This window comes from Pseudomonas sp. BN102, from assembly GCF_029871245.1.
GTDB lineage: Bacteria > Pseudomonadota > Gammaproteobacteria > Pseudomonadales > Pseudomonadaceae > Metapseudomonas.
Map to the genome: position 1 here is coordinate 316,784 of NZ_SSON01000073.1, position 21,108 is coordinate 337,891.

The window sequence follows — 21,108 nt, forward strand, 5'->3', positions numbered from 1 at the left end:
ATGAATTCGCCCCCACAAGGAGCTTTGCGGCCCTACAGGATATTGGCGTAATCCGCCTCGATGCGCTCCAGGCTCAGGTGGTTGAGGAAGTTGGAGAAGCACATCCAGGCCGACAGGGCATTGAGGTCGCGGAACTGCGGCGGCAGGTACTTGGGCGGCACCACCAGGCCTTCGTCCACCAGCTGGCGCAGGGTGCGGGTGTCTTCAAGGGTGGTCTTGCCGCAGAACAGCAAGGGGATCTGTTCCAGCTTGCCCTTGCGCACGGCGAGCTGGATGTAGTTGTAGATCAGGATGAAACCCTTCAGGTAGGACAGGTCCTTGGTGAAGGGCAACCCTGCTGGCACCGAGCCACGGAAGGCCCGGCTGGCGCTGCCGTAGCTCTCCTCCATGCTGTAACCCTGCTCGCGGTAGAAGTGGTAGACCTCGAGGAAGTCGGCGCCCTCCTCCGCCATGTGGATGGCACGGGTGCGGTTGGTCAGCTTGCGCAGCCGGGTCGGATAGGAGGCGAAGGCGATCACCTCCATCAGGATCGCCAGGCCTTCCTGGGTCACGGTGGAAGACGGCGGGCCCTTGGAGAGGAAGGTGCAGATCGGCTGGTTCTGGCCGTTCAGGGTGGTGCCCACGTGCACCAGGCCTTCGTGGACTTCCAGGGCGCGCACATCGCGCTCGTTGAACATGGCGTCGGCGCGGATCTTGATGTAGTCGGCGCCGGCCGCGGCGTCGGCGACTATGCCGTCGGACTCGAACACCCGGATGGTGTCGTCGCCTTCACCGAACACTGCACTCAGGCGGCTCTGCAGCATGTCCACGGCGTCCTTGGCGGTAAGGGTCTTCGGCTCGTCCTTGAGGTCGCCGCGGTGGGCGATATTGTTCAAGTAGTCGAAGAGCATCAGGCCGAGGTCGGCCAGGGTCGGGTCGCCGGCGTGGAAGGCGTCGGAGGCCGCGCCGTAGAGTTCCTGGGAAATCAGCCCGAAGTCCGAGGTGCCACGCGCTTCCAGCATGCGGATCACCATGCGGTATTCCTTGCACATGCGCCGCATGATCTGCCCCACCGGGTTGAACTGGCCCAGGTGGCGGGTGATGTCGCGCTCGATGTTCTGGAACTCGAGCTTCTTCTCCGCGGAATCGAAGGCCAGCGGCCGGCTTTCGTAGTAGGCGCGGTCCACCTCGGGCATGGCCTTGCCCTTGTGCTTGAGGAAACCCTGGCGGACGCTGTCGTCCCACTTCACCGCATCCAGCACACGGATCGGCGTCTGCGCCTGGACGATGCGGTCGGACAGCGCGCGGATGGTCTTCTGGTAATCGTCAGGCAGCTTGCGGCGGGTCAAAGGATCACTCCTCGGTGGCGCGCTGGTAGCGCGCCACTTCGACGAAGACGTCGGAGTTGGCCGGATCGTCGAGCCAGGTGAACACGGTGTCCAGCGGGCTGGTGATGAGCACGCCGTCGCCTTCGGGCATCTCCACCACCTGGCCTTCCAGGTTGCCCTCTTCCAGCTCCTGCTCGATGCGTTGGACATCCAGGTTGTAGATCACCAGCTCGTTGTCGGTGGTCAGCTCGAAGCCGGCGATGGCGAAGTTGTTGCCGAGCTTCTTCGGCACGCCGGCGGACAGGTACCAGCGGCGGCCATGGTGGGCGACGGTGAAACCGAACTCCTCCATATCATCCAGGTTGTCCTTGCTGCCCTCGAAGCTGCGTGCCTTGTACAGGTTGGAGCCGGCGCGGCTGACCTCCAGGTACTGCCGCTCGCCCCACTCGTCCTTACGGGTCCAGTCCCCGAGAAGGGGCATGGGAGCCGGCTCGTTGGCCGGGATCGGATCCTTGAAGGTGACCAGGCAGCCGCCCAACAGCAGGAAGGACAGGGCAACCACCGCACGCCAGACTTTCATCTCGCTCTCCTTGTGATAACGAAAAACCCCGCCTCGCCGGCCAAGTGAACACGTCGCGAGCGATGGCCAGGCTAGGGGAACAGGCGAAGAAGCGCAGTAAATGAGCATTCTGAGCCTGCTTTCAACGACGCATGGCCGAGCGGAGCAGTGTTCACGCAGCCGCCGGCACGGCGGGGTTAGATCTACGCGCCTAGAGTCCCATCACCAGGTAAAGGTAGCGTTTCAGGACAGCTCGCATCTCGTCGATGTCGAGATTTTCCACCCCGTCGAGAAGGCCCTGATATTCCATCCGCAGAATGACAGCCGTCAACACCTTGGCATCCTCGCCCGGCTCGGCCGACCCCAGGACCTGGAAGAAATGCTCCGCGCCCTGGGAGAGTATCCGCCGATGTGCGTCAGCCAGGTTACGCAGCCCGGCGTTGAGCAGCGCTTCCTGGCGGAAGGCCTGCTCGGCCATCAGCTGGTCGCGGTTCTCCTGCAGCTGGCTGCGCACGTACTGGATCGCCAGTTCGACGATCTGGTCGGTCATCGCCCGGCGCGAATCGCCGTCGCGGCTGAGCGCCACGGCTATGGCCTGGAGGTCGTCCTCCACGCTGGCCCAGAAGGCCGCCATGACCGCCGAGCTGCGTTCGACGAACTGGGCGAAGGTGTCGGTGATAAGGTCGTTGATGTCCTTGAAGTAATAGGTGGTGGCCGACAGCGGCACCTGGGCCTCGGCGGCCACCGCGCGGTGGCGCACGGCGCGTACGCCATCGCGGACGATGATGCGCATGGCGGCGTCGAGGATCGCCTGGCGGCGCTGCTCGCTGCCCTGGCGGCTGGCCTTGCGGCCCTGGTACTTCACGCTTTCGGCTACCGCACTGGCCACGCGGGCGGCGCTGTCACTACGGGACGTCTGGCTCAAGTCAGGAAATCCTCCGAACACACTCAAGGTGAAAGTGTTGACCATATATCCGGCTAATCAATGCCGGAGCAGGCAGGAAAAGGCTCTATCGATCCTGAAGAGCGCTTTCTAGGAGCGTCGCCGCCAGCGAAAGGTTCGATCGCCGGGCGCTGCCCAAGAAAAAACCGCCCGAAGGCGGTTTTCTCACTCCTGCATCAAGCCTCGGGCCGCATGTGCGGGAACAGGATGACGTCACGAATAGACGGCGAATTGGTGAGCAGCATCACAAGTCGGTCGATACCGATGCCTTCGCCGGCAGTCGGCGGCATGCCGTACTCGAGGGCGCGGACGAAGTCGGCGTCGAAGTGCATGGCCTCGTCGTCGCCAGCGTCCTTGTCCTTGACCTGCTGCATGAAGCGTTCGGCCTGGTCTTCGGCGTCATTCAGCTCGGAGTAGGCGTTGGCGATCTCGCGGCCGCCGATGAACAGCTCGAAGCGGTCGGTGACGCTCGGGTCCTCGTCGTTGCGGCGGGCCAGCGGCGAGACTTCGAAGGGGTACTTGGTGATGAAGGTCGGCTGTTCCAGCTTGTGCTCCACCAGCTCTTCGAAAATCATCACCTGCAGCTTGCCCAGGCCTTCGAAGCCGAGCACCTTGGCACCGGCCTTCTTGGCGATCTCGCGAGCCTTGTCGATGTCCTTGAGGTCGGCCTCGGTGATGTCCGGATTGAACTTGAGGATCGAGTCGAATACGGAGAGGCGTGCGAAGGGCTCGCCGAAGTGGAACACCTTGTCGCCGTACGGCACGTCGGTGCTCCCCAGCACAAGCTGCGCCAGCTCGCGGAACAGCTCCTCGGTCAGGTCCATGTTGTCTTCGTAGTCGGCGTAGGCCTGGTAGAACTCGAGCATGGTGAACTCGGGGTTGTGCCGGGTCGAAACGCCTTCGTTACGGAAGTTGCGGTTGATCTCGAAGACCTTCTCGAAGCCACCGACCACCAGGCGCTTGAGGTACAGCTCCGGCGCGATGCGCAGGAACATGGCCATGTCCAGCGCGTTGTGGTGGGTCTGGAAGGGCTTGGCCGCGGCGCCACCGGGGATGGTTTGCAGCATCGGCGTTTCCACTTCAAGGAAGTCGCGCTCGGCGAGGAACTTGCGAATGTGGCTGATGATCCGGGTGCGCACGCGGAAGGTGTCGCGCACTTCCTCGTTGACGATCAGGTCGACGTAGCGCTGGCGGTAGCGCTGTTCGGTGTCGGTCAGTCCATGGTGCTTGTCCGGCAGCGGGCGCAGGGACTTGGTCAGCATGCGGACGTTGGTCATCTCGACGTACAGGTCACCCTTGCCGGAGCGGGCCAGGGTGCCCTCGGCGGAGATGATGTCGCCCAGGTCGTAGTGCTTGACGGACTCCAGGGTCTCGGCGGACAGGGTCTTGCGGTTGACATAGACCTGGATGCGGCCGGTCATGTCCTGGATCACCATGAAGGCGCCACGGTTGAGCATGATGCGACCGGCTACCTTGACCGGGATGGCCGCGGCTTCCAGCTCTTCCTTGGTCTTGTCGACGTACTGTTTCTGCAGGTCCGCGCAGTAGTTCTCGCGGCGGAAGTCATTCGGGAAGGCATTGCCCTGCTCACGCACGGCGGCAAGCTTTTCCTTGCGCTGGGCGATCAGCTTGTTTTCTTCCTGTTGCAGTTCGTGAAGGTCGAGTTCTTGGTCGCTCATGGTCTTTCTATCTGCCTGGCGTCTATTTCAATTTGGTAACCGTAGGAGCGAGCTTGCTCGCGAAGCTCTTGGTGCTGTTTCGCGAGCAAGCTCGCTCCTACAAGAGTGCGCGCGTTACAGCCCTTGCTTGAGGCTGGCTTCCAGGTATTCGTCCAGGTCGCCGTCCAGCACCTTGTCGCAGTCGCTGCGCTCGACGCCGGTACGCAGGTCCTTGATCCGCGACTGGTCGAGGACGTAGGAGCGAATCTGGTGGCCCCAGCCGATGTCGGACTTGGAGTCTTCCAGGGCCTGGGACGCGGCGTTGCGCTTCTGCATCTCCTGCTCGTACAACTTGGCCCGCAGCATCTTCATGGCGGTGTCCTTGTTGGCGTGCTGGGAGCGTTCGTTCTGGCACGCCACCACGGTGTTGGTCGGCACGTGGGTGATACGCACCGCGGAGTCGGTGGTGTTCACGTGCTGGCCGCCGGCGCCGGAGGAGCGGTAGGTGTCGATGCGCAGGTCCGCCGGATTGATCTCGATATCGATGTTGTCATCGATCTCGGGGGAAGCGAATACGGCGGTGAAGGAGGTGTGGCGACGGTTGCCGGAGTCGAACGGGCTCTTGCGCACCAGGCGGTGCACGCCGATCTCGGTGCGCAGCCAGCCGAAGGCGTACTCGCCCTTGACGTGCACGGTGGCGCCCTTGATGCCGGCCACTTCGCCTTCGGACAGTTCGATGATGGTGGCGTCGAAGCCGCGCTTGTCAGCCCAGCGCAGGTACATGCGCAGCAGCATGTTGGCCCAGTCCTGGGCCTCGGTGCCGCCGGAACCGGCCTGGATGTCCAGGTAGGCGTTGTTCATGTCCATCTCGCCGCTGAACATGCGGCGGAATTCCAGCTTCTCGAGGATCTCGCGCAGGCGCTCGACTTCGGCGGCGACGTCGTTCACCGCGCCTTCGTCATTCTCCTCGACCGCCATGTCCAGCAAGTCACGGGAGTCGGCGAGCCCACCATTCAGGTCGTCCAGGGTCTCGACGATCTGCGCCAGTTGGGCACGCTCGCGGCCCAGGTTCTGGGCGTATTCGGGGTTGTTCCAGACGTTCGGGTCTTCGAGTTCGCGGTTTACTTCGACGAGACGATCATGCTTGTGATCGTAGTCAAAGATACCCCCGAATAGACAGGGTGCGGTCGGAGAGGTCCTTGATGCTGTTCAGGATCGGGTTGATTTCCATGGCGGGAAGCTCTCGCTGGCAAAACTTTCGGAAAAGCCGGCGAGTATACCCGAGTCACCGAATGCCGGCAGCATGCCAGCCAAGAATTGCCCGGACAGGGCGACGCACGGACGGGCCGGCGCCGCGCGGTGCCTCAAGGTGCGGGATCGGGCACCACCATGGCCACCTGGTTGCGGCCGTTGTACTTCGCCTGGTAGAGCCCCTGGTCCGCTATGTCCACCAGCACCAGCGAGGCCTGGCCGGCCTTGGGCGTGAGGGTGGCGACGCCAATGCTGACGCTCAGCGCCGAACCGGGCGCCGGCATGTCGTGGGGAATGGCCAGCGCCTCGATACTGCGCCGCACCTTCTCGGCCAGCAGGCGCGCACCGCCGGCCGCGGTGCCCGGCAGTACCAAGGCGAACTCCTCGCCGCCGTAGCGCGCGGCCAGGTCGGTGGAACGGCTGCAGGCGGCGCGTATGGCCTCGGCCACCCGGCGCAGCGCGTCATCGCCGGCCACATGTCCGAAGCTGTCGTTGAAGCTCTTGAAATGGTCGACGTCGATCATCAGCAGCGACAGCTCGCTCTGTTCGCGCAGGGCGCGGCGCCATTCCATGTCCATGTACTCGTCGAAATGGCGACGGTTGGACAGGCCGGTCAGGCCGTCGGAGTTCATCAGGCGCTGCAGCACCAGGTTGGTTTCCAGCAGCTGCTGCTGGCTTTCGCGCAGGGCGCGATAGGCCTCGTCACGCTGCTGCAGCGCAACGAAGGAACGCGAGTGGTAGCGGATACGCGCCACCAGTTCGATGGCGTCGGGCAGCTTGACCAGGTAGTCGTTGGCCCCGGCGGCAAAGGCGGCGCTCTTGATCGCGGGCTCCTCCTTGGTCGACAGGACAATGATCGGCACGTCGCGCAAGGCGGGCACGGCGCGGTACTCGGCCAGCAGGCTGAGGCCGTCGACGCCGGGCATCACCAGGTCCTGGAGGATGACCGTCGGCTTGACTTGCAGCGCCACGGCGACGGCCTGCAGCGGGTCGGCGCAGAAATGGAAGTCGATGCCCGGCACCGTGACCAGCGCGCGGCGCACCGCCTCACCGATCATGGCCTGGTCATCGACCAGCAGGACCATTGCCGCGGCTTCGCCCGTGGTCATGTCCGTGTGGCTGCGATAGGGGTATTGCATAACGCTCTCCGGGCCCTCGGGCCTGAGGTGAAATTCATCCGAATGCCTCGACCAGCCGGGGCGCGATACGCTCCAGCGCGAGGATTTCCACCGCTGCGCCAATGGCGGCTGCGGCTTTTGGCATGCCATAGACAGCGCAGCTGGCCTGGTCCTGGGCAATGGTCAGGAAGCCCCGGCCACGCATGCGCTTGAGGCCTTCGGCGCCGTCCCGGCCCATGCCGGTGAGCAGGACGCCGATGGCTTCGCCCTTCCAGTGCGCCACCAGGCTGTCGAAGAAGACGTCGATCGACGGCCGATACACATGGCTGGTGGGCTCGGCGGTGTAGGCCAGCTCGCCGCTGCGCAACAGCCGCAGGTGATTGTTGGTGCCGGCCAGGAGAATGGTTCCCGGCTGCGGCGGCTCGCCATCCCGGGCCAGGCGCACCGGCAGCTGGGATTCGCTGGCCAGCCAGTCTGCCATGCCGGCGGCGAACACTTCGTCGACGTGCTGCACAAGCACTACCGATGCCGGGAAGTTTGCCGGCAGTTGCTTGAGCAGTTGCGCCAGTGACGCCGGCCCGCCGGCCGAGGCGCCTATGGCCACCAGGCACTGGCCACCGCTGTGCGACTTGCGCGGTTCCGCAATACTGCGGCCGCGGCTGTCGGGCTGGCCCACGAGCCAGCCGATGTTCTGAATCTTGCGCAGCAGCGCCGCCGCTTCCTGGGCCTGGCCGCTGCCGAGCGCCGGGGTGTTCACCGCATCCAGCGCGCCGTGCCCCATGGCCTCGAACACACGATGCACGTTCTGCTCGATATCCACGGTGACGATAAGGATGGCGCAGGGGCTGCGGGCCATGATCTGGCGAGTCGCCTCGACACCGTCCATCACCGGCATCAGGAGGTCCATCAGCACCACGTCCGGCACATCCCGGCCGCAGAGCTCCACCGCTTCCGCGCCATTGCCGGCCACCCAGGCGATCTGGTGCGCCGGCTCCAGGGCCAGGGCCCGGCGCAGCGCCTCCACCGCCAGGGGCATATCGTTGACTATCCCTATCTTCACCCTTGCGCCTCCCCGATCAGCATGACCACTGCATCCAGCAACGCCTCGTCGTGGAAGCTGGCCTTGGCCAGATAATAGTCGGCGCCGGCATCCAGGCCGCGACGACGGTCCTCTTCACGATCCTTGTAGGACACCACCATCACCGGCAGGGACTGCAGGCGATTGTCGCGGCGCACCAGGGTGACCAGCTCGATGCCGTCCATGCGCGGCATGTCGATGTCGGTGACCAGCAGATCGAAATGCTCCGAACGCAGCGCGTTCCAGCCGTCCATGCCGTCCACCGCCACGGCCACGTCGTAACCGCGCCCCTGCAGCAGCTTGCGCTCCAGCTCGCGCACGGTGAGCGAGTCATCCACCACCAGCACCCGTTTGCGCTGGGCACCAACGCCCTGCCGGCCGCTGCGGTCGACTTTCTCCAGACGGCCGCTGCCGAGCAGCTTGCCGACCGACTTGAACAGGTCCTCGACGTCGAGGATCAGCACTGGCCTGCCATCATCCAGCAAGGCCCCGGCCGACAGGTCCTGGACCTTGCCCAGGCGCGGGTCGAGCGGCATCACCACCAGGGTGCGCTCGCCGATGAAGCGCTCGACGGCGATGCCGTAGCAGGTATCACGCTCGCTGATCAGCACCACCGGGATGCCGGTCTCGTCGCGCGTGCCCTCGGCGCACTGGAGTATCTGGCTGGCCGAGACCAGGCCGACGTGCCGGCCCTCGTGCCAGAAATGTTGGCGGCCTTCGAGCTGGACGATGTCCTCGTGCTGCAGGCGGGTCATGCGCTCGATATGCGCCAGGGGGAAGGCGTAGGCCTCGCCGCCGACCTCCACCACCAGGCTGCGCACCACCGACAGGGTCAGCGGCACTTCGATATGGAAACTGGCGCCCTGGCCGCTGCGCTGTTCCATGCGCACGCCACCGCGCAGCTGGCGCACCATGTGCTGTACCACATCCAGGCCGACGCCGCGTCCGGAAACCTCGGTGACCTGGTCGCGCATGCTGAAACCGGGCAGGAAGAGGAAAGCCAGCAGCTCATCCTCGGTCATCCGTGCGCCGGTGTCGGGGCTGGCGAACCCGCGCGCGACCACCGTATCGCGCAGGCGCTCCAGGTCCACCCCGGCGCCGTCGTCGGCCAGCTCCAGCAGCAGCATCCCGGCGTGGTGGCGGGCATGCAGGCGGATCACTCCCTCCTCCGGCTTGCCCAGGCGTATGCGTAGGTGTGGGCTCTCGATGCCATGATCGACCGCGTTGCGCAGCAGGTGGGTCAGGGGGGCTTCCAGGCGCTCCAGCACGTCGCGGTCGACCTGGGTGGTCTCGCCGCTCACCTCCAGCCGCACCGGCTTGCCCAGGGAGCGGCCGAGGTCGCGGACCATCCGTGCCTGGCCGGCCAGCACATCGGCGAAGGGCCGCATGCGCGAAGCCAGGGCGGCGTCATAAAGGAGCTGGGCGCGCTGGCCGCCCTGCCAGCCGAACTCGTCGAAATCGGCCATGTAGCCGGCAAGCATCTGCTGGCATTCACCGAGCAACTGCCGGGCTTCGCCGAGCATGGTCTGGCCCTGGGCGTCCAGGGCGCCGTCCAGCACCGACTCGCGGGCCACGTCCAGGGCGCGGCTGGCGCTGGCCTGAAGGCGCTTGAGGCGATGCAGGGTGTCGTTCAGAGGCTTGATGCGCTGGAACTCCACCAGCGATTTGCTGGAGATATCCAGCAGGTGGTCCAGGCGCTCGGCGCTGACCCGCAGGACCCGGTCTCGGGCCTCGCCAGCGCTGTCGCCGGCGGCCGGGGGCTCCGGTTCGCGGGGCTCGGGCCCGGCAATGGGCGGTTCCACCACGAGTGGAACGGGGAGCACCGCTTCAAGCAGCTCCTGGACAGGCGGCGGCGCTACCTCACCGGGCAAGCCCTGCAGGCGGGCGATCAGCGCTTCGATGGATTCGCGCCCGGCGCCGTCCGCCCAGTCGGCGTCGCTGCCGATACGCAGCAGCAGGTCCGAGCCCTGCAGCAGGGCATCGATGTTTTCCGGTTGCAGGTGGGCGTGTCCCTGGCGGGCGGCCTCCAGCAGGTCCTCCATCACATGGGCGACCCGCACTCCGGCATCCAGCCCGACTATGCGCGCCGCGCCTTTCAGGGAGTGAGCCGCGCGCATGCAGGCTTCCAGCTGGTCGGCCTGGGCCGGGTTGCGCTCCAGCACCAGCAGACCGGTGTTGAGCACCTGGGTCTGGGCCTCCGCCTCCAGGCGGAACAGCTCCAGCAGGGAGGCGTCGCGCATCTGGTCAGGGGTCATGCCAGGCTCCTTGCCATGGCCTGCAGCAGCAGGTCTTCATCCAGCAACGTGATGCTGCGTCCGCGCCACTGCACCACGCCCGAGGCGAACTGGCGCGCGGCCAGGTCCGCTGCGCGGCCGGGCTCCACGACCGCGTCCAGGGGAATGCCGTGGATGCCGTCGACCTCCTCCACCGGTGCCACCAGGGGCCCGCCCTGGCTGGCGAAAATCAGCATGCGCGGCACGACCCGGCGATCAGTGGGCGCCGCCCCGCCCTTCTCCAGCCCCAGCAGCTCGGTCAGGGACAGGCAGGCCACCAGCGCGCCACGCACGTTGGTCACCCCGAGCAGGGTCAGCGAACGCTGGTGCGGCAGGGAATGGATCAGGCCCATGGCGGCCACCTCCACCAGGCTGTGCGTGGCCAGGCCCAACCACTCCTCGCCCAGGCGGAACACCAGGGTGGAGCGGCGCTCGCGGCTGTCCTCCTCCTGGGTGTCGGCAAGCTCGGCCGCTTCGTCCTCGCGGTTCAGGGCGTAGCGGTCGAGCAGGAGGGTGGCGGCCGCCGCGTGCACCTCGCAGTTGCGGCAATGGACGTGGGCGGCCAGGCGTTCGCAGGACTGGTCGCCATGCACGCCGATTCGGTTCCAACAGTCGTCCACCACCGGCAGTTGGTCGCTGGCGATCAGCGGCAGGCGGTTAACGGCCATGGCTGTTCATTCCCCGGCTGGCTCGCTCGAGCAGGCGCTTCGCCCCGGCCTGATCGCCACGGGCGCCGAGCAGCGCCGCCAGGTGGGCCAGCGCCTCCGCATGCTGTGGCTGCAGATAGAGGGCCTTGCGGTAGTAGTCCTGGGCGTCGTCGGCCCTGCCGGCGACATCGCTGAGCAGGCCGAGCCAGTAGAAGGCATCGGCCGACGGGCCGTGTGCGGCGAGATGTTCCTCGCAGGCGGCGCGCGCCTGCTCGCTGCGGCCACTGTTGGCCAGGCTGGCGATGTTGGCCAGGGCCGCGTCGCAGTTCGAGCTGTCGGCCACCGCCGCCGGTCGCTCCGGCTTCGGCAGCGGCTGGCGCGGTCGTACCGGGATGCGCGCAAGCGTGGGGCCGGCCATGAGCGGCGCGGGCATCTGCTCACGCGGCTTGGCTGCCTTGGCGGCGGGCGTGGCCTGCGCGTGGCGGAAGACGAAGGCTTGTGGATAACCCAGCGGCTGCATGCCCTGCTGGCTGAGCAGGCTCGCCTCTGCCGGGCCGATGAACATGGCGCCGTCGCGCTGCATCAGGCGCTTGAGCACCTCCAGTACGGCCACCTGGGTGGGCCGATCGAAATAGATCAGCAGGTTGCGGCAGAAGACGAAATCGTAGGGCGGCTCCCCCGCCAGCAGGCCGGGGTCCAGCAGGTTGCCACGCAGGAAGCGCACCTTCGACGCCACCTGTTGCGCCAGGGCATAGCCGTCGCCGCTGGGAATGAAATAGCGCTCGCGAAAGCCCAGCTCCTGGCCACGGAAGGAGTTGCGCCCATAGCGCCCCTCGCGCGCCAGCTCCAGCACCCGCTCGCTGATGTCCACCGCGTCCACCTGGAACAGGCCCGGCGCCAGGCCGGCGTCCAGCAGCGCCATGACGATGGAGAAGGGTTCTTCCCCGGTGGAACAGGGCAGGCTGAGGATGCGTAGTGGACGCCCGCCGACAAGTGCCGGCAACCGCTCGAAGGCCAGGCGGCCAAGGGCGGTGAAGGACTCGGGATAGCGGAAGAACCAGGTCTCGGGAACCACCACCGCCTCGACCAGGGCCTGCTGCTCGGCCGGCGAGGCATTGAGGGCATTCCAGTAGGCATCTTCGTCGCGGCTGCCGCAGGCGTTCATGCGCTGGCGCACCGCGCGCTCCATCACCAGGCGGCCGACGGACTCGGCTTCCAGGCCGATGCGGGTCTTCAGCAGCACCTCGAAGCGCTCGATCATGTCGCGCCCTCCGTGGCCGGGAACAACAGCGCGCGGACCTCGTCCGGCAAGAGGTCGGCGACACGGATGCGCTGCACCAGGCCGCCGGCACTCTGGTACACCGGCCCCAGGTAGCGCGCCTCGCCCTGCTCCAGGCCGTAGTCGCGGAATTCCTCCGGATGGCAACGCAGGGTGTCGGTGGCCTGTTCCAGGATCAACCCGAGCCAGCGCGACTCGCCCGCCAGCGGGTAGTCCACCAGCACCAGGCGGGTACTGGTGCGCGATTGCGCCGGGTGCCCATAGGCGAGCACGCCGAGGTCCAGGACCGGCACCATTGCGCCGCGATGGGCGAACACCCCGGCGACCCAGGCCGGGGCCTCGGGCAACTGCTTGAGGCGCTGCAGGGGCAGCACCTCCACCACTTCATGGACATCCAGCGCATAGCGGTCGCCGCCCATGCGGAACTGCAGGTACAGCCTGCCGCGGACGGTGCGCGCCGACGCGCGGGTTCGACTCGGACCCATGGCGCCGGCTCAGACCTTGAAGCGGCTGACGCCGGTTCGCAGGCCGTTGGCCACCAGGTTCAGTTCATCGATGGCCGAGCTGGCCTGGCGCAGGGATTCCACTGTCTGCCCGGTGGCCTCGCCCAGCTGCACCAGGGCCTGGTTGATCTGCTCGGCGCCGGTGGCCTGAGCCTGCATGCCTTCATTGACCATCTGCACCCGCGGCGCCAGTGCCTGCACCTGCTGGATGATCTGCGACAGCTGTTCGCCCACTTGCCCCACTTCGGCGATGCCGCGGCGCACTTCCTCGGAGAACTTGTCCATGCCCATGACCCCGGCCGACACCGCCGACTGGATCTCGCGCACCATCTGCTCGATGTCGTAGGTGGCCACGGCGGTCTGGTCGGCCAGGCGGCGCACTTCGGTGGCGACCACTGCAAAGCCGCGGCCGTACTCGCCGGCCTTTTCGGCCTCGATGGCGGCGTTGAGAGACAGCAGGTTGGTCTGGTCGGCCACCTTGACGATGGTGGTGACCACCTGGTTGATGTTGCCGGCCTTCTCGTTGAGGATCGACAGCTTGGCGTTGACCAGCTCGGCGGCGCCCATCACCTGGTGCATGGTGTCTTCCATGCGCGCCAGGCCGAGCTGGCCGGAGCCGGCGAGGATGGAGGTCTGCTCGGCAGTACCGGACACCTCGGCCATGGTGCGCACCAGGTCCCGCGACGTAGCGGCGATCTCCCGCGAAGTGGCGCCAATCTCAGTGGTAGTGGCAGCGGTTTCGGTGGCGGTGGCCTGCTGCTGCTTGGAGGTGGCGGCGATCTCGGTGACGGAGGTGGTCATCTGCACCGCCGAGCGCTGGGCCTGGGCCACCAGGGTCTTGAGCTCCTCGGCCATGTTGTTGAAGCCGGTCTCGATGGCGTTGAATTCGTCCTTGCGCTGGAGGTCCAGTCGGGTCGACAGGTCGCCACCGCCCATCACTTTCAGGGTCTCGACTATGCCGCCCACCGGGCGGGTGATGGCGCGCAGAAGGAGCAGGCCGCAGATGGCCGCGGCGGCGGCGGCCAGCAACAGCGAAAGCAGCATGCTCAGCTCCGCGGCACGCACCGCGGCCACGATCTCGGCCGCCTGGTGTTCGGCCGTTCCCTTGTCGAAATCGATCAGGTCATTGAGCCGCTGCCGCCCGACCTGCCATTTCTCCAGGGTCAGGGACTGGAACAGGTGCGTGGCCTCGCTGGTCTGGTTTTTCTGCAGTAGCTCCAGCACCCGGGCGTGGACTTCGAGATAGGCGTCGCGACTGGTTTCGAATTCCTGGGTAGCCGCCGTGTCATCGGCGTCGACTATGGTCCCCTTGTAAGCCTTGAGCATGGCCTCGAGCTGTTCCCTGGTGGCGCGCAGACCGTCGAAGTCGGCCTTGGACAATACCTCCCCAGGATGCTCGCCCTCATCGCTGTGGATGCCGAACAGCTCCTGGGTCCTGAGCATGTGGTCGGTCCAGGCACTGCGCATCTTGCTGACGAAGTACATGCCTGGCACCGCATCCGTCAGCATCCTCTCAGCGCTTTTCTCGATGGTGAGCATGCGCATGTATGAGCTGACTGCCATCAGCAGCATGATGGCGATGATCACCGCGAAACTTGCCTGGATACGCAAGCGAACTGTCCAGTTCTTCACATTCTTCCCCAGTTACCTGTGCCCGGATTCATGGCGGCCCGAAGCCGTGGCGGCGACTCTAGTGACTAGTCCGGGCGCCCGCAAGCTCGGCAAACGGTACTTTTATGCCGCCAGAAAGCCGGCGGCGCCCGATGTCAGGGAAGTCTGGCAGAAAGTGGAAGATTTGCAGGGAGTAATGCTACTCAGTATCGATTGCAAGCCAAATTGCCCGGGAGCGGCACTCCGGACCTGGGGAAAGAATTCATCCGCGCAGCGGGACTGCCCAGCCCACTGCAAATGCGCCTACCCGGCGTAGGGTGGAAAGCGCTTTTCATTTCCACCTTTCACAGTCAAACAAGACCTCGAATGGTGGACCGATGAAGCGTGGTCCACCCTCCCCCCGGACTACGCCAGCTCCTGCCGCACCTGGCGCTCCAACTCAGCCTTGAGGCCGGGGTCCAGTTTCAGCTGCCGGCCCAGTTCTTCGAGGTAGGCGCGTTCCATGAAGTGCTCTTCGTCCACCATCAGGACGCTGGCGAGGTACATCTCGGCGGCCATCTCCGGGGTGGTCGCGGCGCGGGCTACCTCGGCCGGGTCGAGGGGCTTGTTCAGTTCGGCGTCCAGCCAGCGGCGCAGTTCGGCGTCCTGGGTCAGCTTGGCCAGTTCATCTTCGATCAGTTGGCGTTCGCGGGCGTCCACATGGCCATCGGCCTTGGCCGCCGCCACCAGGGCCTTGAGGATGGCCTGGCTGTGCAGCTCGGCCTGGGGCGCCGGCAGGCGATCGAGGGTCTGGGGCTCGCCCTGGGGTGCCGCCGCCTGCTGGGCCTGCCAGTTGCCATAGGCCTTGTAGGCCAACACGCCGAGGGCGGCCAGGCCACCGTAGGTCAGCGCCTTGCCGCCCATCTTGCGCGCGCTCTTGTTGCCCAGCAGCAGGCCCAGGGCGCCGGCGGCCAGTGCGCCACCACCGGCGCCGGTGAGCAGGCTGCCGAGGTTGCCGTTGCCGGACTTGCCGCCGGATTTGCCGGTGGCTTTCTGTTGCAGCAGGTCCTGACCGGACTTGAGCAGTTGGTCGAGCAGTCCGCGGGTGTCCATGGCAGCCTCCAGGGCGATGAGTCGGATTCAAGTGATCGACCGACTCTAGCCGGAGGGATTCCTGGTCGCAGGGGGCAGAGTGCTTCCAGATATTGCCGATAAGGTCGCCCAGAGCTGTTTTGGGCGACGCAAGCGCCGCCTTGTTGGGCTTCGCTTCGCTCAGCGCCAACCTACTCAGCTCTAGGAGCGAATGATTTCGCTCCTAGAGGGGGCAGCGCTACTTGTGAATATCCACGTGGCGCGTCTCGCGCAGGAAGAACAGAGCGCAGACCAGGCTGCCCCCGGTGATCAGCACCGGGTACCACAGGCCGTAGAAAATATCGCCGGTGTACACCACCAGAGCGAAGGACACGGTGGGCAGGAAGCCGCCGAACCAGCCATTGCCGATGTGGTACGGCAGGGACAGCGAGGTGTAGCGGATACGGGTGGGGAACAGCTCCACCATCAGCGCCGCCAGCGGGCCGTAGCAGAGGGTGGAAATCAGGATCAGGGCGAAGAGGATGGCGATCACCATCGGCTTGTGGATCTGCCCGCTGTCGGCCTGCTGGGGATAACCCGCCGCCTTCACCGCCGCCGCCATGGCCTCGGCGTCGAAGCCGCTGATCTCGGTGTCGCCGACCCGCACCAGCACTTCGCTGCCGGCCGGTGCGGCCACGCTGGAATAGGGCAGCCCGCTCTTCACCAGGAAGGTCTTCACCTTGTCGCAAGGGCTGTCGAATTTCGCCTTGCCCACCGGATCGAACTGGAAGGTGCAGGTGGCCGGATCGGCGCTGACGCTGATGGGCGCCTGGCGGCTGGCGTGGTCGACGGCCGGGTTGGCGTAGTGGGTCAGCGCGTTGAACAGCGGGAAATAGCACAGCGTGGCCAGCAGCAGGCCCGCCAGCAACACCGGCTTGCGGCCGATGCGGTCGGACAACCAGCCGGCGACGATGAAGAACGGCGCGCCGAGCACCAGCGCCACGATCAGCAGGCTGTTGGCCGTGCCGCCGTCGACCTTGAGCACCTGGGTGAGGAAGAACAGCACGTAGAACTGCGCGGTATAGAAGGTCACCGCCTGCCCGGCGTTGATGCTGAACAGAGCGGTCAGCACCACCTTCAGGTTGCTCCACTGAGTGAAGGACTCGCGCAGCGGCGCCTTGCTGCACTTGCCCTCGGCCTTCATCCTCACGAACGCCGGCGACTCGTGCATGGAGAGGCGTATCCAGGTGGAAATCCCCAGCAGCACGATGGACAGCAGGAACGGCAGGCGCCAGCCCCAGGTTTCGAACTGGTCGCCGGTCAACTCGCGGCAGGCCAGGATCACCAGCAGCGAGAGCAGCAGGCCGAGGGTCGCAGTGGACTGGATCCAGCTGGTGTAGCTGCCGCGCTTGCCGGCCGGCGCGTGTTCGGCGACATAGATCGCCGCGCCGCCGTACTCGCCGCCCAGGGCCAGGCCCTGGAGCATGCGCAGGCAGACCAGGAGGATGGGCGCGGCGACGCCGATGGAGGCATAGGTGGGCAGCAGACCCACGGCGAAGGTGGACAGGCCCATCAACAGGATGGTGACCAGGAAGGTGTACTTGCGCCCGATCATGTCGCCCAGGCGGCCGAACACCAGCGCCCCGAACGGACGCACCAGGAAGCCGGCGGCAAAGGCCATCAGGGCGAAAATGAAGGCCGTGGTGTCGTTCACTCCCGCGAAGAACTGCTTGCTGATGACAGCGGCCAGAGCGCCATAGAGAAAGAAGTCGTACCACTCAAAGACCGTGCCCAGGGACGAAGCGAAGATCACCTTGCGCTCCTCCCGGGCGGTGGTCGCCGGCAGGTCTCGGGAAGAGGTCGTTACGTATTCGGTCATTGCGGCTCTCCTGCCCCTCGTGAGGGCTCTTGTTGTTGTCCGGTACTACCGTTGTCAGCCTCGACCACCACGGTGCAGGCACCGCACGATGCTGGGTATCACGGGCCGATCAGGCCCCGATGGGTTCCACCTCCCGTCCCGCCACGGCGGTTTCCGCCAGGGACTCGCGCTGGCGCTCGGCAAGGATCAGCTGCGCCGCCTTCTCGGCAATCACCAGCACGGGCGAGCAGGTATTGCCGGAGGTCAGGCTGGGCATGATCGAGGCATCGGCGATGCGCAGCCCGGGAATTCCGCGCACACGCAGTTGCTCGTCCACCACCGCCTCGCGGTCCTGGCCCATGCGGCAGGTGCCGGCGGGGTGGAAGATGGTGGTGCCGATCTCGGCGGCGGCGCGGTGCAGGTCTTCCTCGCTGCGGTAGTCCGGGCCGGGCCGGTATTCCTCGGGCTGGTAGGCGGCCAGGGCGGGCGCGGCGACGATGCGGCGGGTCAGGCGGATGGCATCGGCGGCCACCGCCAGGTCGCGCGGGTCGCTCAGGTAATTGGGCTGGATCGAAGGGGCGTCGCCCAGCTTCGCCGAGCGGATGCGCACCATGCCACGGCTGTGCGGGCGCAGATCGCAAACCGAGGCGGTGAAGGCCGGGAAGTCGTGCAGCGGCTCGCCGAAGCGGTCCAGCGACAGCGGTTGCACGTGGTATTCGAGGTTGGCCGAAGGCTGCTGCGGATCGGAGCGGGCGAAGGCACCTAGCTGGCTCGGCGCCATGGACAGCGGGCCGCTGCGGTCCAGCAGGTAGCGCAGGCCCATGCCCAGCTTGCCCCACAGGCTGCCGGCGATCTGGTTCAGGGTCGGCACGCCGCTGACCTTGTAGACCATGCGCAGTTGCAGGTGGTCCTGGAGGTTCTCGCCGACGCCCGGCAACTCGTGCGCCACGCCGATGCCGAGACGCTCCAGCAACGGACGCGGACCGATGCCGGAGCGCTGCAGCAGGCACGGCGTGCCGATGGCCCCGGCGCTGAGGATGACCTCGCGGCGCGCTTCGATGCGCCGCTCGCGGCCCCGCCAGTTCACCAGCAGGGCCTTGGCGCGGCTCCCGTCGAGGATCACCCGAGCCACCTCGGCCTGGGTCAGGACGGTCAGGTTCGGGCGCTGGCGGATGCCGCCCAGGAAGCCCTTCGAGGCATTCCAGCGCACGCCGCCGCGCTGGTTCACCTGGAAGTAGCCGCAGCCTTCGTTGTCGCCGCCGTTGAAGTCCTCGACGCTGGCGATGCCGGTCTGCGCGGCCGCCCGCTGGAAGGCATCCAGCAATTGCCAGGACAGGCGCTGGCGCTCCACCCGCCACTCGCCGCCCGCACCGTGCAGGTCGCTGGCCCCGCCGAAGTGATCCTCCATCTGCAGGAACAGCGGCCACAGCTCTTTCCAGCTCCAGCCGGCGTTGCCTTCGGCGGCCCAGCCGTCGTAGTCGCGGGCCTGGCCGCGCATGTAGATCATCCCGTTGATCGACGAGCAGCCGCCGAGCACCTTGCCGCGCGGGTACTTCAGCGCACGGCCGTTGAGGCCGGGGACTTCATCGGTGTTGAAGCACCAGTCGATACGCGGGTTGCCGATGCAATAGAGGTAGCCGACGGGAATGTGGATCCAGGGGTAATTGTCCGCGCCGCCGGCTTCCAGCAGCAGGACGCGGTTGGCCGGGTCGGCGGAAAGCCGGTTGGCCAGCAGGCAGCCGGCGGGACCGGCGCCGACGATGAGGTAGTCGTAGGTATCCATTACCTCGGACATGGCGAGCCTCGTCTTGTCGTTGTTTTCGAAGGCCGTCGGACTGGCGGCAACTGAATGCCAGGTCACGAACGGCTTGAGGCTAGTCGCTCATTCACGATAAAAAAACGAACGTTTCGGGGCAGCTGCTGTTAGTTTTCTAACAACGCCCTCCCCTTTCCCTGCCAAGGACCGGTGCCATGTTCGACTGGAACGACCTGCGCTTCTTCCTCGAACTGCAGCGCAGCGGCCGCCTGCTCACCACCGCCAAGCGCCTGAACACCACCCATGCGACGGTGGCGCGGCACATCGAGAACATCGAGCGCGACCTCGGCACGCAACTCTTCGCCCAGCACACCGGCGGCTACCAGCTGACGCCCGCCGGTCAGGCCCTGCTCAAGCATGCCGAGGCCATGGAGAACACCGCCTTGCTGGCCCAGGAGGAGATGAGCCAGAGCATCTCGCCCCTGGGGCAGATCCGCATCGGCGTCACCGAGGGCCTGGGCAGCGTGTTTCTCGCCCCGCGCCTGGCCGAGCTGATGCGCCAGTATCCGGGGCTGGAAGTGGAGCTGGTCTCGGTGCCGCGCTTCGTCAGCATCACCAACCGCGAGGCAGACATCGCCATCTCCCTCGACCGACCCAACGCCGACCTGGTGATCACCCGCTCGCTGACCCGCTACCGCCTCAGCCTGTTCGCCAGCCCGGCCTACCTGGAGCAGGCGCCGCCCCTGAACAAGCGCGACGACCTGGGCAAGCACCAGTGGATCGGCTACGTCGACGACCTCCTGTTCAGCCAGGAGCTGATGTTCCACCACAGCTTCTGCCGCCACCCCCACGTGGTGTTCCGCAGCACCAGCGTGGTCGCCCAGCAGCAGGCGGCCCAGACCGGTATCGGCGTAGCGATACTTCCGCACTTCATGGGCAGCCGCGATCCGGTGCTGGTGCCGGTGCTGCCGGAGGAATACATCGAACGCGAATACTGGATGAGCACCCGCCGCGAACTGCACCGCTCGGTGCGCCTGCGGGTGGTGTGGGATTTTCTGCTGGAACTGTGCGCGCGGGAGCGGGCGTTGCTGCTTGGCGAGGGAGACTGTACCGCCCCTCTGTAGGAGCCAGCTTGCTGGCGAAAGCGGAGCAAGGTTCGCGAGCAGGCTCGCTCCTACGGTTCACGACACAGCGTTCGATTAAAAAGAATCCTTCATTCAATTTTCGATAAACCATACTGTGCGGCAGCCATCCAGACGCGAAGCGCCGCCCATGATGACCCTCCGCCAGATCCGCCATTTCATCGCCGTCGCCGAAACCGGTTCCATCTCCGCCGCCGCCCAGGCGGTGTTCATTTCCCAGTCGACCCTGACCCTGGCCATCCAGCAGCTGGAAGAGGAAATCGGCGTCAGCCTGTTCAACCGCCATGCCAAGGGCATGTCCCTGACCCACCAGGGCCACCAGTTCCTGCGCCAGGCGCACCTGATCCTCGCTACCGTGGAAAACGCCAAGCGCAGCCTGCAACAGAGCACCGACCAGGTGACTGGCAACCTCACCATCGGCGTGACCAGCTTGGTGGCTGGCTATTACCTGGCCGACCTGATCACCCGCTTCCAGCGCGCCTACCCCAATGTGAAGACCCGCGTGGTGGAAGACGAACGCCCCTATATCGAACACCTACTGGTGAGCGGCGAGATCGACGTCAGCGTGCTGATCCTCTCCAACCTGGAAGACCGCCACGCCCTGCAGACCGAAGTGCTGACCCACTCGCCCCACCGCCTCTGGCTGCCGGCCCAGCACCCCTTGCTGGAGCGCGACAGCATCAGCCTGGCGGACGTGGCCGGCGAGCCGCTGATCCAGCTCAACGCCGACGAGATGGGCCTGCACACCCAGCGCATCTGGTCGCGTGCCGGGATGACGCCGCAGGTGACCCTGCGCACCGCCTCGGTGGAAGCGGTGCGCAGCCTGGTGGCAGCCGGCCTCGGCCTGTCGATCCAGCCGGACATGACTTACCGCCCCTGGTCCCTGGAGGGCGACATCATCGAAGCCCGGCCCCTGGTGGACCTCGGCGAGCCGCTGGACGTGGGCCTGGCCTGGCGCCGCGGCACCGCGCGGCCGGCCCTGGTGGACCCTTTCCTCACCGTGGCGCGGGAACAGCCGAACAACCGCAGGCTTTCGATTTAATCGAACGCTACTTTCAATATTTAGAATTTGTCG

At 66.3% G+C, this 21,108-nt stretch carries 17 protein-coding genes; 2 read left to right on the top strand and 15 right to left on the bottom strand.

Annotation, left to right across the window (positions count from 1 at the left end; genetic code table 11):
- Nucleotides 1-32: 32 nt before the first annotated feature.
- The 15 genes from E8F12_RS20855 to E8F12_RS20925 form a co-directional block, all read right to left on the bottom strand.
- A complete protein-coding gene (locus E8F12_RS20855) occupies nt 33-1,328 on the bottom strand; it encodes a flavohemoglobin expression-modulating QEGLA motif protein (protein ID WP_280327078.1) in 1,296 nt (431 codons plus the stop codon).
- A 4-nt stretch (nt 1,329-1,332) separates the two neighbouring features.
- The gene (locus E8F12_RS20860; protein WP_280327079.1) at nt 1,333-1,887 is read right to left on the bottom strand and encodes a hypothetical protein; all 555 of its coding nucleotides are present in this window, start codon (nt 1,885-1,887) and stop codon (nt 1,333-1,335) included.
- Nucleotides 1,888-2,077: 190 nt separating this feature from the next.
- Nucleotides 2,078-2,791 carry a TetR family transcriptional regulator gene (locus E8F12_RS20865; protein ID WP_280327080.1) on the bottom strand — a complete coding sequence of 238 codons (714 nt, stop codon included), beginning with the start codon at nt 2,789-2,791 and terminating at the stop codon, nt 2,078-2,080.
- Nucleotides 2,792-2,985: 194 nt separating this feature from the next.
- The gene (gene lysS / locus E8F12_RS20870) at nt 2,986-4,488 is read right to left on the bottom strand and encodes a lysine--tRNA ligase (protein ID WP_280327081.1); all 1,503 of its coding nucleotides are present in this window, start codon (nt 4,486-4,488) and stop codon (nt 2,986-2,988) included.
- 114 nt (nt 4,489-4,602) lie between these two features.
- A protein-coding gene (gene prfB, locus E8F12_RS20875) for a peptide chain release factor 2 (RefSeq protein ID WP_280327082.1) occupies nt 4,603-5,698 on the bottom strand; the annotation gives its coding sequence in 2 pieces (ribosomal slippage) (nt 4,603-5,625 and nt 5,627-5,698; 1,095 coding nt in all).
- 133 nt (nt 5,699-5,831) lie between these two features.
- On the bottom strand, nt 5,832-6,857 hold the full coding sequence (locus E8F12_RS20880; protein ID WP_280327083.1) for a diguanylate cyclase: 1,026 nt from the start codon (nt 6,855-6,857) through the stop codon (nt 5,832-5,834).
- Nucleotides 6,858-6,891: 34 nt separating this feature from the next.
- The gene (locus E8F12_RS20885) at nt 6,892-7,896 is read right to left on the bottom strand and encodes a chemotaxis response regulator protein-glutamate methylesterase (protein WP_280327084.1); all 1,005 of its coding nucleotides are present in this window, start codon (nt 7,894-7,896) and stop codon (nt 6,892-6,894) included.
- A complete protein-coding gene (locus tag E8F12_RS20890) occupies nt 7,893-10,169 on the bottom strand; it encodes a hybrid sensor histidine kinase/response regulator (RefSeq protein ID WP_280327085.1) in 2,277 nt (758 codons plus the stop codon). The genes E8F12_RS20885 and E8F12_RS20890 overlap by 4 nt, the downstream gene beginning before the upstream one ends.
- Entirely contained in the window at nt 10,166-10,855 is a 690-nt protein-coding gene (locus tag E8F12_RS20895) for a chemotaxis protein CheW (RefSeq protein WP_280327086.1), read from the bottom strand. Before E8F12_RS20895 ends, E8F12_RS20890 begins: the two co-directional genes overlap by 4 nt.
- Nucleotides 10,845-12,095 (bottom strand): CheR family methyltransferase, encoded by a 1,251-nt coding sequence (locus E8F12_RS20900; RefSeq protein ID WP_280327087.1) that lies wholly within the window; start codon nt 12,093-12,095, stop codon nt 10,845-10,847. The genes E8F12_RS20895 and E8F12_RS20900 overlap by 11 nt, the downstream gene beginning before the upstream one ends.
- Nucleotides 12,092-12,598: a chemotaxis protein CheW gene (locus E8F12_RS20905; protein WP_280327088.1), complete on the bottom strand. Its 507-nt coding sequence runs from the start codon at nt 12,596-12,598 to the stop codon at nt 12,092-12,094. The genes E8F12_RS20900 and E8F12_RS20905 overlap by 4 nt, the downstream gene beginning before the upstream one ends.
- Nucleotides 12,599-12,607: 9 nt before the next feature.
- Nucleotides 12,608-14,248, bottom strand: coding sequence for a methyl-accepting chemotaxis protein (locus E8F12_RS20910; protein WP_280327089.1), 1,641 nt, complete (start codon nt 14,246-14,248; stop codon nt 12,608-12,610).
- 384 nt (nt 14,249-14,632) lie between these two features.
- Complete coding sequence (locus E8F12_RS20915) at nt 14,633-15,319, bottom strand: tellurite resistance TerB family protein (protein ID WP_280327090.1); 687 nt, start codon at nt 15,317-15,319, stop codon at nt 14,633-14,635.
- A 217-nt stretch (nt 15,320-15,536) separates the two neighbouring features.
- Nucleotides 15,537-17,156, bottom strand: coding sequence for an MFS transporter (locus tag E8F12_RS20920; protein ID WP_280327091.1), 1,620 nt, complete (start codon nt 17,154-17,156; stop codon nt 15,537-15,539).
- Nucleotides 17,157-17,265: 109 nt separating this feature from the next.
- Nucleotides 17,266-18,930: a GMC family oxidoreductase gene (locus tag E8F12_RS20925; RefSeq protein ID WP_280327092.1), complete on the bottom strand. Its 1,665-nt coding sequence runs from the start codon at nt 18,928-18,930 to the stop codon at nt 17,266-17,268.
- Nucleotides 18,931-19,106: 176 nt separating this feature from the next.
- Between E8F12_RS20925 and E8F12_RS20930 the strand changes: the two genes are divergently transcribed.
- Both E8F12_RS20930 and E8F12_RS20935 read left to right on the top strand, forming a co-directional pair.
- Nucleotides 19,107-20,015: a LysR family transcriptional regulator gene (locus E8F12_RS20930; protein ID WP_280327093.1), complete on the top strand. Its 909-nt coding sequence runs from the start codon at nt 19,107-19,109 to the stop codon at nt 20,013-20,015.
- Between the two features lie 148 nt (nt 20,016-20,163).
- Nucleotides 20,164-21,075 (top strand): LysR family transcriptional regulator, encoded by a 912-nt coding sequence (locus E8F12_RS20935; protein ID WP_280327094.1) that lies wholly within the window; start codon nt 20,164-20,166, stop codon nt 21,073-21,075.
- Nucleotides 21,076-21,108 lie beyond the last annotated feature (33 nt).

Excerpts from the sequence above, each read along its gene's own strand:
- E8F12_RS20860 (WP_280327079.1), bottom strand. The coding sequence starts at position 1,887 with ATGAAAGTCTGGCGTGCGGTGGTTGCCCTGTCCTTCCTGCTGTTGGGC.
- lysS (WP_280327081.1), bottom strand. The coding sequence starts at position 4,488 with ATGAGCGACCAAGAACTCGACCTTCACGAACTGCAACAGGAAGAAAAC.
- E8F12_RS20880 (WP_280327083.1), bottom strand. The coding sequence starts at position 6,857 with ATGCAATACCCCTATCGCAGCCACACGGACATGACCACGGGCGAAGCC.
- E8F12_RS20890 (WP_280327085.1), bottom strand. The coding sequence starts at position 10,169 with ATGACCCCTGACCAGATGCGCGACGCCTCCCTGCTGGAGCTGTTCCGC.
- E8F12_RS20895 (WP_280327086.1), bottom strand. The coding sequence starts at position 10,855 with ATGGCCGTTAACCGCCTGCCGCTGATCGCCAGCGACCAACTGCCGGTG.
- E8F12_RS20900 (WP_280327087.1), bottom strand. The coding sequence starts at position 12,095 with ATGATCGAGCGCTTCGAGGTGCTGCTGAAGACCCGCATCGGCCTGGAA.
- E8F12_RS20905 (WP_280327088.1), bottom strand. The coding sequence starts at position 12,598 with ATGGGTCCGAGTCGAACCCGCGCGTCGGCGCGCACCGTCCGCGGCAGG.
- E8F12_RS20915 (WP_280327090.1), bottom strand. The coding sequence starts at position 15,319 with ATGGACACCCGCGGACTGCTCGACCAACTGCTCAAGTCCGGTCAGGAC.
- E8F12_RS20920 (WP_280327091.1), bottom strand. The coding sequence starts at position 17,156 with ATGACCGAATACGTAACGACCTCTTCCCGAGACCTGCCGGCGACCACC.
- E8F12_RS20925 (WP_280327092.1), bottom strand. The coding sequence starts at position 18,930 with ATGTCCGAGGTAATGGATACCTACGACTACCTCATCGTCGGCGCCGGT.
- E8F12_RS20930 (WP_280327093.1), top strand. The coding sequence starts at position 19,107 with ATGTTCGACTGGAACGACCTGCGCTTCTTCCTCGAACTGCAGCGCAGC.
- E8F12_RS20935 (WP_280327094.1), top strand. The coding sequence starts at position 20,164 with ATGATGACCCTCCGCCAGATCCGCCATTTCATCGCCGTCGCCGAAACC.